This is a genomic window from Caldicellulosiruptor sp. DIB 104C (genome assembly GCF_028198085.1).
Lineage (GTDB): Bacteria > Bacillota > Thermoanaerobacteria > Caldicellulosiruptorales > Caldicellulosiruptoraceae > Caldicellulosiruptor > Caldicellulosiruptor saccharolyticus.
Genome location: NZ_CP116337.1, coordinates 2,298,213 through 2,311,092 on the forward strand (window position 1 = coordinate 2,298,213; position 12,880 = coordinate 2,311,092).

Below are 12,880 nucleotides of genomic sequence, written 5' to 3' on the forward strand. Positions count from 1 at the left end.
GCACGGTATTTATTGTATCATCTTTACTTAAATTTTTCTACATTAAACCATACAAACCTGTTTGTGAACATTTCACATTGATTGCTTTATATCTGTGCCTACTACTTTTGAAAACCTGGCAAGATTGTTATATATATGCATGGAAATCTACAAAAAATAAAAGCGCTTTGAGGCTACCACCCCAAAACGCCTTTGTTTTGGAGAATGTTTGAATTTGTTGCTTTTATTATAACACAGATATTTACAAATAGCAAAGGAAAATTTAAGAATATTTTATATATTCTTCTCTAATCTTTTTTATCCTCTCAATCTCAACTCCAGTTGCTTCAGCTATAAAATTATCATCAAACCCTTTTTGTATAAGCCTTCTCACAATTTCCTCTTCTTTCCGTTGTATACCTTCCTTTATACCTTCCTTTATACCTTCCTGTATACCTTCCTCATAGCCCTTTTCTTTGCCTTTTTCCTCTGCTTCTCTGTAATACTCCTGTATCAGCTGCTGAACATTGAATATAAACTCTCCCACATCTTCCACCCCCTCAGCTTCTATCTTCTTTAGCAGTTCATCTATCTTGCTTTCAATCTCCTCTCTCACCTGCGGTTTTACTATCCTCAAAAGCCATGAACAAAACACTTTTACCTGCACCTGTGGTAACTTACAAACATATTCTGACACTTCACTGAGCTTCTCTACAAACTCCTCTGCATTCCTTCTTGACTTTTCTAAATACAAAATAATACTTAAAAGGTCTAACCTGCTTCTTAGCTTTTCATCATCAAGCCCGTTTACATCAACCAAAATATAGTTAAACATATCATCCTTGAATATATCAAAACCTTTAAATATCTGGGTCGGTATATTCCACCCGCTTCTACCATTGTACAGCACTATCGGAACAATCGGCGGTAATAACTCGTCTCCTTTCTCTTCCATGTGCCTTTTCCATATAAGAGTCATATACTCAAATAACCTTCTTGGCATATTCCTGTCCGCAGTAGATTGCGGTTCTATTAACACATAAAAGTATATGTCCGTATCTTCTAATCTCGCTCTATATATCACATCTGCTTCTTTTTCCACAAACTCGTCCTTGATAAAACTCCTGTCAACAAACTCTAAACTCTCAGCATCTATCCTGTTTACCCATTCTCTATTTATATTGCTCCTTAAAAAGTTTAAAAATACTTCCTTGAATTGAAATAATCTCTTGAATGTTAAATCATACTGGTTATGCGGTACTTTCTGCTGCATCTACTTCATCCTTATAATTAATTTTTCCCCAGCTATAGCTTTTTCTTCTGTCTAAAATTATACCATAATGAAAAAGAGCATACAAGCTACATCTCACTATTATTACTTAACCTCACAAACCTGTTTGTAAACATCTTACTATCTACAGCTTTATATCTGCACCTATCATAAAACTATGTACTTATGTTTACATACAAAAACAAAAACTAAAGGCGCTTTGTGTAACTGCTACACCAAAGCGTCTTTGGATTAGATTGCAGTTTTTAGTATTTAAATATATATTCCAAAAAATGTTAAAAGGTTTATTCTACTTTAAATACTGATACTGCCTTATTCAGCTCTTCAGACAAATTTCTAAGAGAATATATCATATTCTGTAACTCCTCTACAGAAGCAAGTTGTTGTTCAGTTGCAGCAGAAACTTCCTCTGATAAAGCCGCAGTTTCTTCTGAAACAGCAGAAATGTTTTCAACACTATTGAAAATTTTATCCTTTTTTGAATCTATAACTCTTAAAGTCTCAATTGCCCTTTGCAGACCCTCAAGCAAGTCAGAAATAGCATTTTTCATTTCTGTAAAAGAAATCTCAACACTTCTTATCGAATCTTCCTGTAGTTTTATTATATTTTCAGCGTCGTCCACAACTTTTTCAGAAAATTTTGCTTTTGATAAAATATTTTTGACAATCTCTTCAACATCTTTTGTCGCGTCTTTAGACTGTTGAGCAAGTTTTCTTATTTCACTTGCAACAACAGCAAAACCTTTTCCACTTTCGCCTGCTTTAGCAGCTTCAAGTGTAGCATTTAACGCTAAAAGTCTTGTTTGTTCAGATATACTCGAAAGCAGATTCATAACTTTGTTTATCTTCTCTACCCATCCAATTAGCTCTCTTACACGCAAAATCATATCTTTTGTGGTCTTCTGTGAGTTACCTGCAACCTGTCTCAATACTTCTATTGCAGAATAACCTCTATCAGTTTTAACCAAAACTTCTTCTGAAACCTTGTTCATTCTATTAAAATCTTCAACCATATTAATCACGTCTTTTGTAAATCCACTCATAGCTTGTGAAATCAATGTAGCTTCGTTAGCCTGTGAAGAAGCACCTTCAGCAATTTCTGAAATTGCTTTTGCCACTTCATTCGAAGCAGCAGTTGTTTCTGAGGCAATAGTTGCTATAGTAGAGATGGTCTTATTTACCTGTTCAGAAAGCTGCTTAACCTTACCGACTAATTCTCTAAGCTGGCTTACCATTTTGTTAAAGCCATCTGATAGAATACCAATTTCGTCATTTAATGATACATGAGAGAATGCTGTCAAATTCCCTCCTGATGCCTTATTCATTTGTTCTAATACAACTTTCACACTTTTTGTAATTTTCAATGTGCCAAAAAAGCTTCCTCCAATAACAAATACACCAAATATCAAACTAATCAAAATGATAACCAGTTGCAGCTTAAATATCTTAGATGTTATGTCATTTTTAGGTATTAATGAAGCATATATAAATCCACTATCTGAGCTTTTCGAATAACTTACTATCCATACATCAGATAAATTTGTTTCAAAAATATCTGCATCCTTTTTATCTGCCTTTTCTGAAATTGTAGTTTTAATAACATTTATTTTGGATTTTATTGCAGTAGATAAATTTTTTGAAGTAATTATTTTACTGTCTGGTGTAATAACAAAAGATATGCCATTTTTAGTTATTTTGATATTTGAGAGCATTTCGTCAAATACATCTTTACCGATGTCTATTACAATCAATCCTATTTTATTTCCAGTTGAAGGATCATATAATACCCTCACTACGGATATTGAATAATCTCTTACATCTGAACCAACTTCTTTAAGAACATCATTAAAATACTGATTATGATCAGCGCACCATATAAAACCCTGGTCACTTTCAAAAGCCATCTTAACCCAGTTGCTTTTAAACAAATTATTAAAATCAATGTTATCAAAGCTGATAGTAGGATAGCCCAAAGAAGATTCTTTATTTATGAGAATATAAACACTTGAAATGAATTTATTTGATGAAACAATACTCAACAGCGCTTTTTGGGCTTCTTTTTTCCACTCAAGTTTTTCATAGTCATCATTACTTGTTTTTTGAACGTTTATGTATTTTTTTAAAGTTTCATTTGTAGCAAGCTGAAATGACAAGTCTTTTGCACGTTCTAATATTTGGTCAAAATATTTGCCCGATTGGAATGTTGAAGTTGAAATACTGTCTTCTATGTTTTGCCTTAACATAGATGTAGAAAAAGTAACTGTAAATATGTCTATTAACAAAACCAAAATTAAAACAACTAAAAACAGAAGAATAGCTATCTTCCCTGGCAAAGTTGACGCTAAACTTTTTGCTTTTTTCACAATCGCCTTCATGCCACACCTCCTATTGTTAAAAATTAGGCTATCTAAAAGGAAAATAGGCAAGTTTATTTATATTCTAAACTCCTTTTAGATAGCCATAAAAATCACTCTTTTACAGCCCCTGCTGTAAGACCAGATACAATTCTTTGCTGGAATACAAATACCATTAGTACAAGAGGAATCATAACTACAATTGCAGCAGCCGAAATCTCATCCCAAGGAATTGTGAACCTTCCCTGGAACATGACAATTCCTACTGAGACTGTTCTCCAAACGTCATCAGTGTTTATGACCAAAGCAAATAAAAATTCATTCCATACAGAAATAAATATAAGTATAGCTGCTGTAAAAATGCCAGGTGCTATAAGAGGCGTAATTATTTTATAGAAAATCTGAAATGTATTGCATCCATCAATTTTTGCTGCTTCGTCAATTTCATGAGAGACACCTTGGTAAAATGTTGTCAGATACCAAATAGCAAGTGGCAGTGAAAACGTGGTATACGGAATCAAAAGCCCAAAAAAGCTGTTTCTAAGCCCTAAGTTTTTTACCATAACGTAAATAGGAGATACAATTGTAATTTGTGGAAACATTGAAACAGCCAGTGAAAGACTCAAAACAAGGTTTTTTATCTTAGGTGAGATATTTGTTTTTGCAATTGCATATGCTGCAAAGCTGGCAATCACAATTGATATAATTGTTGTCTCAAGGCCGATTACAAAGCTGTTTAAAATATACCTTGCAAATGGTCTTTCGGTAAATACCATCTTGTAGTTGCCAATATGAGGTTTTAATGTTATCAGTGATGAAATATTAAATATTTCACTTTTTGGTCTTATTGATGTAAGAAGTAGCCAGTAAAAAGGAAACAAAATTACAATCAGTGCCAGCACAATTATTATGTTCATAACAATCTTTGCTATCTTTTCGCCTGTTAATTTCTTCTTGTTTTTCATTTTATCCCATCACCTCTTTTGATGTGAGAATACTTCAGCGCCAAGGATTTTTATATAGATAAAGCTTATGATTGTCACCATTATAAAAATCAAAACTGCCAAAGTCGAACCTCTTCCAAAGTCAAGCTGGTTGAATAGTGTTTTGTAAGTGTAGATAGAAACTGTCTCTGTTGAGTTTGCAGGACCGCCGCCTGTCAAAACATATATGAGGTCAAATACTCTAAATGCATCCAGGGTTCTAAAAAGCAGAGCAACAAGTATGGTTGGTTTTAACATTGGCAAAGTAATCCTGAAAAACTGGTAAACTGCATTTGCACCATCCACTTTTGCGGCTTCATACAGCGACTCCGGAATTGTCTGAAGTCCTGCAACAAGCAAAATTGCAATATAGGGTGTTGTTTTCCAGATGTCGGCTGTCATTGCAGCTATCATTGCGTTTGTAGTACTTGATAAAAGGTCTGCCGGGCTTTTGATAAGTCCAATGTCTGCAAAAAACTTTGACATAATACCAACCTGACCATCATACATAAACTTCCACATCAAAGCCGATATAACAGTAGGAATTGCCCAGGGCATAAGAACAATGCTTTTGAAAACATTTTTCAGGCTTGTTACTTTGTGCATAACAACAGCAAGCATAAGACCAAATACAAGTTCAAAAAATACTGTTACAACTGTAAACAAAAGTGTATTTTTTATGGCTGACAAAAGCCTTGAATCCTTTAGATAGTAGCTATAGTTCTGAAGACCAACAAAGTTTGGTTTTACAATAACCTGGTCAAGCGCCAAAAGTGCCTGTTTTAAATCATTGGTTTCTTGCGTGTTCGGCAATGAATTTGCAAGTGATATGAGTTTTTTCACATACTCATTGTATTGATTTATCTCTTTTCTCGAAACAGATAAATATTTGAGCTTTATATCAACTGGCTGAAAGTTGTTCAAAAGGTCATTTACTTTGTTAAGCTGCGACATCTTTTCATTGGTATTGAATATGCTCTTTTCCAGCTCAGGCAGTAAAGATTTTATTCTATCTACTATCTTTTTCTGTTTGCTATCCAAACTTTGGCTGCTTACACTGTCAAGTATTGATGATGCTGTAAAGACTGTATTTGCATAGTTCTCAACATCTATCTTATACGAAAGAGAAACCTCGCTTTTTGTTGGATTGTTGAGCTGAATGTCAAATAAGCTGAAGACAAAAACCTGCACAAGAGGAATTACTGCAACAAAGATGAATATCAAAACTGCAGGAAGCAAAAATAAATACCCAAATAGTTTTTCCTTTCTGTCCATCTTTTCCCTCCCCTTTAAACTTTATTGGCAGGCTTAAAAAGAATTTAAGCCTGCCAACTTCTCTATTGAGATTGTCTTTTACTTTTGAGTCTTTACAAGCTCTTTTAATTTCTTGTCCAAATCAAGGACAGCTGTTTTTACATCCTTCTTGCCATTTACAATGTTGGAAAACTCAATCTGCATTGCATCTGAAAGCTTTGGATAAATTGGTGAAACAGGTCTTGGAACAGCAGCTAAAATAGCTTCTATGAACTTCTTGTCGCCAATAAGTGGATTTGCTTTTATAACATCTTTGTCGTTAAAAAGTGGCTTGTAAACGGGAACATTTCCGTTGTAAATGGCCATAAGTTTTTGTCCTTCTCTTTGCACAAGGAACTTCAAAAGTCTCCATGAAGCTTCAGGATTCTTTGTGTATTTGTTAATACCAACCATCCAGCCACCAAGCGCTGCAGCTGAACCTTTTGAACCTTTTGGAAGTGGCAGAATGCCAACTTTGCCTTTTACTTTTGATTGTGGACTATTTACCATAGCCCACATGTATGGCCAGTTTCTTGCAAAAACTGCAAGACCGTTTATGAAAGCTGTATGTGTCTCAATCTCTGTAAATGTGTTGATGTTTGGTGGAACAATACCAGATGTTATAACCTTTCTCATCATGTTAAGTCCATCAATTGTTCCTTTGTTATTAACTACAATATTTCCACTCTCATCAACAACTCTGCCGCCATATGAAGCAATATACTCTATCGCTATCACAAACAAGACCCTCATATTGTTTTGCTTGCATCAAAAATCCATATTTTGTACCCTTTTTACCCTTGTACTTTTTAGCAACTTTAATCAAATCATCCCATGTCTTTGGAAGTTCATTTTGAGGAACAATGTCTTTTCTGTAATAAAGAAGTCCTGCATCAATAAATCTTGGAAATGCCCACATCTGACCTTTGAATCTTGCAGCATCAATTGTCCCTTTGATGTAGTCATTAAGATTAATCTTGTCGCGCTTTATAAACCTGTCAAGTGGAAGTGTGTAACCTGCTTGAGCAAACTCAGCTGGCCAGATAACATCCATGTCAAATACATCAATGTCAGAACCACCGGCACTCATTACTGTCACAAGCTGGTCATGGTTTTGGCCTGTGTCAGATGGGTTTTCTTTGTAGATTACCTTGATGTCTGGGTTTTTCTTCATAAACTCTTTGATAATCTTTTCTGTTGCGTGAGTTTCGTCCTTGCCACGTACATAGGTGATTGTGACTTGCTTTTTAGAAGCGGCATTAGTATCAGCAGGGCCAAAAGCTAAAAACAAGCTTACACTCAGAGCAATTAAAGTAATTACCGCAATAAGCCTTTTCATAAAAATACAACCTCCTTTTTGTAAGTTTTTGTGATATAATTTTAAATAGGGGTTTTATATCATCCCACACACAACAGTGTGGGACAATACCATTTTTATGGCTCGGCTCTTTTTGAAGTGGAAAAAGAGCCGAGCATTTTGTTTTGTCGGGTGGGAGATTCAAACACTTTACACTTTGTGTTGGTAATTTATGTAATATTTTTAATTTTTAGTTGTTTTTCCATGAAATCTTAGTAATCGTTTACGCTAAATAAAATATACTACGTTTTGTTTAACTTGTCAATATGTTTTTAAAAAAAACTTTATCAATTTGTGAAGTTTGTATTCTTTGTAGACTCTCTCGGAATGATTGAAGTATCCAAGATATATTTACCTTTGCTAACAACTCCTCCTTTCAAAATATCTATCAAAAGCCTTGCAGCAAGCTTCCCCATTTCATAACGTGGTTGATGGACTGTGGTAATTTTAGGTGTAACCATTGAAGCAAGTTCTATATCATCAAACCCCATAATCCCAAGTTCATCTGGAATTGAAATCCCAAGTTCTTTTGCCGCATCACACGCTCCAATTGCCATCTCATCATTCGAACAGAAAATGGCATCTGGGGGCTCTGGCATAGTCAACAGTTCTTTTGCAAGCTTATATCCACTTTCATATTTATAATCACCATATTTTATATATTTCTCGTTGGCTCCAAGTCCAAGATTTTCAAGCGCCATTTTATAGCCTTTGAGTCTATCTTGCGAAAGAAGTGCTCCAATCTTGCCAGTAATTTTAGCTATTTTTCTATATCCACACTCTCTCAATATACCTTTGATTTTCTCAAAATATCTCGCGATTTCTTTAAAATTCGCTATCGAAACAAATAATTTTGTTCTTGATATTGTTATTATTGCTTTATTCTACCATACCCAGCTTAGACTCAGCCTCTCTATTGTATTTATCTTGTTGCTCTACCATATTACGGCGGGTATCTATCCACAACAACCATGGTGTTTACCCTCTCATGTCTCTCAGGGTCTTTTCTCACTTGCCCTCAATTCCCTCGTCCCATCTACCATGGCGTGGACGTCAGTTATGCTCGTATGCAGGGTCTTCGCCCGTATGGAGGATGTACTCTGACCACCCGCTCACATTTTTCAATCTACTTTCTATAAAAAATCATTTAATCCTTTCTCCTTCATTTCTTAACCATCAATACATTTTCTAAGATGTGAACTATTATTAAAAGGGGCACTTTGCTACTCGACATGACTTAATCTCCTCGCAAAGCTAAGAATTTCTTTACCCCCTCAAGATGTGAATCACTCAAACTATTTCTCCTGCTTTAAATTAAGAATGTTCAAGCAATTTTTCTCACTTCACTTCACGCTGTCCTTGCTAAAGCCTCTCTCTTTATATCGCTCAACATCTTGTTCCCATCATACTTTACGCCTTTTTTCAAAATCGCATAAAATACCCTTATCAATTTACAACACAGTGCTATTAATGATTGCTTCTTCTTCAAGGGATTGTTCTCTCGCGTGGTGTAATACCTGTGCAGCTGCTTAAATTCTTCATTCTTTGCTACTATTGTAATCATGGCCTTGAACAAGCTACTTCTGAGCCTCCCTCGCCCTCTTTTTACTTATACACGTCTGACCCTTGTACTTGCCAGAACTATTCTCAACTATATTGAGTCCCGCCAATTTCTGTATCTGTCTCGCATCCTCATACCTCTTTATATCTCCAACCTCAGAAATAAAGCCAACTGCCGTTTTTACACCAACACCTTTTATTTTAAGCAGTTCCTCTCCATTCGGCACCTCTCTCAAAAGCTCTGCCATCTCGGCTTCTATCTCTTCTATCTGCTTCTTTAAAAGCTCATATTGACTCAGCAAATATTTTATCTCTTGTCTTGCCAGCTTTCTCCCTTCTTTTTTACCTATACTCCTTTTGGCAGTCTCTACTAAATCCATCGCCCTCCTGCGACTAATCGCTCGCCTATCTAATTTGTCACGCCAGTACCCTATAATCCCTTCCACTTCATTTTCCACTACATCACAAGGCAATGGCACCTCCTTTAATGTTTCTATTGCCGTCTTGCCTTCCCAATCAGAAAATACTTCTAAAAATTCTGGAAAATACATATCGAGCCAGTTGATTATTTGATTTTTTAAAACGTTCAGCTGTTTTTGAAGCCTTTCATATATGTTCATCGCTACTCTCATCTCAGCATATATACCCTCGGGTATATTTGGCTCTGTATATCTTCCATCCTTCACAAGCTTATCGCTATCGTCTTCGGATCCTTTATATCGCTCTTAGTTTGCGTACTATCATCAAGCTCCTTGCTCCTCTTCACGTGAAAAGGATTCACTAAAACCACTTTTATGCCATTCTCTCTCAGATACTGCTCAAAGCACAGCCAGTAATGCCCTGTAGGCTCTATCCCTACTATCATGTTGTCTTTGCCATTTGCTTTCATTATCTTATTTGCCCAATCCAAAAATTTCTCCATACCTTCTTTCCTATTCTCAAACTCTATTCTCTTGCCAAGCTCCACTCCTCTAAAATCAAATGCTCTGCCTACATGCCTTTCCTTTGCTATGTCTACTCCTACAACTAAAGTTCTCTCTGTTACTTGTAATATCTTTTCATTTTGTGTATACTTCAAAGAGGATACCTCCTTTGTTGTGTTTTGTCGTAAGTTGTACAACTTACATTCTGTATTTTACCAGGAGGTACCTTATCTCTTCAAATCTCATTTCTCTTCATTTTCACTCATTTTCGTTCATTACAGGAATGCTTGTATAAAAACATAGTCGCATCATAAGCTGCTTTGAAGTTGTCAATGCACACTGTCACAAGTTCATCTGAAAAATAATCAGAAATGACTACCATTTTAAACTGCTTTGATAGTTCAACAATTCTCTGTGGTTCGCTGAGGCTTCCTGTAAGAAGTATCCCATCTGCTATTTGACCCTTCATCATTTTATAATACTCTTCTTCTATTTTTTGGGAATCTGAAAAATTGCCAAGAATTATATTATAACCATTTTCTCTTGCCTCGACTTCAATCCCTTTTATTAGCTTATTGAAAAAGTAGTTCTCTATATCAGGTATCATAACCAAGATATTTTTTGTCTGCTTACTTCTCAATTTCCTTGCTGTCTGGTTCGGAGTATATCCTAAGCTGTCTACCAGTTTTAATATCTCTTCCCTTTTTTCCTGACTCACACCTTCCTTTCCACTTAGTGCTCTTGAAATTGTTGCAACAGAATAGCCTGTTAGTTTTGCTATGTCTTTGATTGTATACTTCATATTTCATCCCAGCCCTTCTTTTTATTAGTAATCGTTTTCGTATTTATTTTAAAATATATCAGGTTACTTTAGCGAAATCAATACATATTTTGTATAAAATAAGCTAAAATTTGTTGAACAAATATAATAAAAAAACCACCGGCAATTTACTCCCTTGTGTGCAATACTGTCTTGGGGCTAATTTCTTTTTGTATTTTTATAGGACACATATAACAACTCTAATCTGTATTCAAAATTTCTACATTAAGCTTTGAAAATGCTTTTTATCAAAAGTAAATATTCTATTGTTTCCTGATTTTGCTATGTGATGAAAAAGATATGCAGCAATGAAATCAACGTTGCTCTCTTTGTAACTTTTGATCGCAAAAAGAACAATATCCGCTTCTTCCGCTTCAATGCCATCAGAACATATACAGGCACTCAGAATATCATACAACCTCTGTAATTGTAATTGCTGCAACAAACAGTTTTAACTTTCCCTGTTCGGCTTTAAGTATAATCTTCTGAGCTTTTTGAAAAAACTCCTCGTGGTCATGCAATACATATCTCAAAAATTACATTCGCATCGAATCATACTTTTTCCATCATGTTGTGTCTCCCTTGCTCTCTTTCTTACCCAGATTTCTTTTGTTGCATTAGTTTCATGGTCCAAATCTATAAATGCGATTGATGATTTTAGAGAACCTCCAAGCTCTGATAGTTTTCGTTTTTTTATCACTTCAATTACAACTTTGCCGTTGTCTAGAACAGTGAAAAGTACACTGTCTCCTATCTTCTCCCCACCAATAATTTTCCTTATCTCAGCGGGCAATTCTACTTGCCCTCTTCCAATAATCTTTGACGTTGCATGTATCATACAAAATACCTTCTATATTAATCGCTCTAAGTTTATCGTAACCCATGAAATTAAAATTTAAATGAATGAATTTATCGTTCATTAAGCGGTGTGCGAATGGGAAAAGCCCAACAACGACTTGAAATAATATTGACAAACCAATTAAAACTGTATATACTGTATATATACAGTATGCAAAAGGGGAAAGAAAAATGTGCTAAAGCTTGTGATTTCGCAAATGTCAAACCAGCCCATATATGAACAAATCAAAAATCAAATAAAGAAGCAGATAATAGAAGGAAGTCTTAAGGCAGGAGATGGTCTTCCATCAATCAGGGTTTTGGCAAAAGAGCTGAATGTAAGTGTTATCACCACAAAAAGAGCATATGAAGAGCTTGAAAAAGAAGGGTTTATTGTCACAGTGCCGGCAAGAGGAACGTTTGTTGCTGGGATTGATAGAGAAAAGATTTCTACTTTGGGCCTTCAAGAAATTGAAAATGATTTAAAACATATTGTCAAGAAGGCAAAAATACTCGGAGTTAACTTAAAAAAGCTTTTAGAAACAATTGAAAGATTGTATAAAGGAGAGGAAGGTCAAAGATGATTGCCTTGAAAGTAAAAAACCTTACAAAATCCTACAAAAACTTTAGGCTTGAAATTTCAGAGCTTACTTTAGAAAGTGGCTATATCATGGGGCTTTTGGGAAAAAACGGCGCTGGAAAAACCACTTTGATAAAGTGTATACTTGACCTTGCAAAAAAGGAAAGTGGAGAGGTTTTCATATTCGAAAAGCCTTTTAATTGTGATGAAATTGAGATAAAACAAAGGCTTGGAGTTGTATTAGAAACTCCAATTTTGCCGGGTCAGTTAAAACCGAAAGATGTAAAAGAGATAATGAAGTCATTTTACAAAAACTGGGATGATAGGCTTTACAACAAGCTCTGTGACCTTTTTGAAATTGACCAGAACAAAAAAATAATTCACCTCTCAAAAGGAACTGTGATGAAACTGTCTATTGCTCTAGCTTTAGCTATAAGACCTGACTTTTTGATTTTAGATGAACCAACATCTGGGCTTGACCCTGTTGCAAGGAATCAGTTTGTTGAGATTCTGCAGAGTTTTGTTCAGTCTGAAGAAAAAGCTGTATTTTACTCAACTCACATAGTCTCTGATATTGAGAATGTTGCAGACTTTGTGACAATCATAGATAATGGTAAAATCATCTTTTCTTCATCGCGTGAAAGCATTGAAGAGGATTATTGTATAGTAAAAGGACCTGCTTCAGAGAGTAACAAAATCCCACAAAGTATAGTTTTATCTTGTAAAAAAGGTTCATTTTTGTTTGAAGCTCTTTGCAAAAAGAAAGAGATTGAAAAGTTTATTGAGCCAGGCTTTGTTGTTGAAAAACCATCAATTGAAAAGTTCTATGTAATGCTTGTGAGAAGGGATGAAAAGGATGAAGTATTGGAAGTTCTATAGGAAAAGTATATATACATCAGTTTT

10 protein-coding genes and 2 pseudogenes are annotated in these 12,880 nt (G+C 35.1%); 2 read left to right on the top strand and 10 right to left on the bottom strand.

The annotated features are described in order from the left end of the window. Positions 1-262: 262 nt before the first annotated feature. The 10 genes and pseudogenes from PGC14_RS11300 to PGC14_RS11350 all read right to left on the bottom strand — a co-directional run bounded on the left by PGC14_RS11300 (position 263) and on the right by PGC14_RS11350 (position 11,398). On the bottom strand, positions 263-1,252 hold the full coding sequence (locus tag PGC14_RS11300; RefSeq protein ID WP_271628977.1) for an Rpn family recombination-promoting nuclease/putative transposase: 990 nt from the start codon (positions 1,250-1,252) through the stop codon (positions 263-265). A gap of 302 nt (positions 1,253-1,554) precedes the next feature. After that, positions 1,555-3,645, bottom strand: a complete 2,091-nt coding sequence (locus PGC14_RS11305; protein WP_271628978.1) for a methyl-accepting chemotaxis protein — start codon at positions 3,643-3,645, stop codon at positions 1,555-1,557. 92 nt (positions 3,646-3,737) lie between these two features. Further along, positions 3,738-4,589 (bottom strand): carbohydrate ABC transporter permease, encoded by an 852-nt coding sequence (locus PGC14_RS11310; protein WP_271628979.1) that lies wholly within the window; start codon positions 4,587-4,589, stop codon positions 3,738-3,740. A gap of 9 nt (positions 4,590-4,598) precedes the next feature. Beyond that, positions 4,599-5,882: a carbohydrate ABC transporter permease gene (locus tag PGC14_RS11315; protein ID WP_271628980.1), complete on the bottom strand. Its 1,284-nt coding sequence runs from the start codon at positions 5,880-5,882 to the stop codon at positions 4,599-4,601. A gap of 78 nt (positions 5,883-5,960) precedes the next feature. Continuing rightward, positions 5,961-7,239 (bottom strand): annotated as a pseudogene (locus PGC14_RS13275) (ABC transporter substrate-binding protein). Between the two features lie 305 nt (positions 7,240-7,544). Continuing rightward, on the bottom strand, positions 7,545-8,045 hold the full coding sequence (locus tag PGC14_RS11330; RefSeq protein WP_271628983.1) for a substrate-binding domain-containing protein: 501 nt from the start codon (positions 8,043-8,045) through the stop codon (positions 7,545-7,547). Between the two features lie 560 nt (positions 8,046-8,605). Next, positions 8,606-9,895: pseudogene (locus tag PGC14_RS11335) on the bottom strand (IS110 family transposase). A 107-nt stretch (positions 9,896-10,002) separates the two neighbouring features. Further along, positions 10,003-10,542 (bottom strand): LacI family DNA-binding transcriptional regulator, encoded by a 540-nt coding sequence (locus tag PGC14_RS11340; RefSeq protein WP_271628984.1) that lies wholly within the window; start codon positions 10,540-10,542, stop codon positions 10,003-10,005. Between the two features lie 428 nt (positions 10,543-10,970). Beyond that, entirely contained in the window at positions 10,971-11,093 is a 123-nt protein-coding gene (locus tag PGC14_RS11345) for a hypothetical protein (RefSeq protein ID WP_266166052.1), read from the bottom strand. After that, on the bottom strand, positions 11,090-11,398 hold the full coding sequence (locus tag PGC14_RS11350; protein WP_011917993.1) for an AbrB family transcriptional regulator: 309 nt from the start codon (positions 11,396-11,398) through the stop codon (positions 11,090-11,092). Before PGC14_RS11350 ends, PGC14_RS11345 begins: the two co-directional genes overlap by 4 nt. A gap of 193 nt (positions 11,399-11,591) precedes the next feature. Here PGC14_RS11350 and PGC14_RS11355 point away from each other — a divergent pair, with 193 nt between their 5' ends. Both PGC14_RS11355 and PGC14_RS11360 read left to right on the top strand, forming a co-directional pair. After that, positions 11,592-11,981 carry a GntR family transcriptional regulator gene (locus tag PGC14_RS11355; protein ID WP_271628985.1) on the top strand — a complete coding sequence of 130 codons (390 nt, stop codon included), beginning with the start codon at positions 11,592-11,594 and terminating at the stop codon, positions 11,979-11,981. Continuing rightward, positions 11,978-12,856, top strand: coding sequence for an ABC transporter ATP-binding protein (locus PGC14_RS11360; RefSeq protein WP_271628986.1), 879 nt, complete (start codon positions 11,978-11,980; stop codon positions 12,854-12,856). Before PGC14_RS11355 ends, PGC14_RS11360 begins: the two co-directional genes overlap by 4 nt. Positions 12,857-12,880 lie beyond the last annotated feature (24 nt).

Coding starts and splice junctions, on each gene's coding strand:
- PGC14_RS11300 (WP_271628977.1), bottom strand. CDS start 1,252: ATGCAGCAGAAAGTACCGCATAACCAGTATGATTTAACATTCAAGAGA.
- PGC14_RS11305 (WP_271628978.1), bottom strand. CDS start 3,645: ATGAAGGCGATTGTGAAAAAAGCAAAAAGTTTAGCGTCAACTTTGCCA.
- PGC14_RS11310 (WP_271628979.1), bottom strand. CDS start 4,589: ATGAAAAACAAGAAGAAATTAACAGGCGAAAAGATAGCAAAGATTGTT.
- PGC14_RS11315 (WP_271628980.1), bottom strand. CDS start 5,882: ATGGACAGAAAGGAAAAACTATTTGGGTATTTATTTTTGCTTCCTGCA.
- PGC14_RS11340 (WP_271628984.1), bottom strand. CDS start 10,542: ATGAAGTATACAATCAAAGACATAGCAAAACTAACAGGCTATTCTGTT.
- PGC14_RS11350 (WP_011917993.1), bottom strand. CDS start 11,398: ATGATACATGCAACGTCAAAGATTATTGGAAGAGGGCAAGTAGAATTG.
- PGC14_RS11360 (WP_271628986.1), top strand. CDS start 11,978: ATGATTGCCTTGAAAGTAAAAAACCTTACAAAATCCTACAAAAACTTT.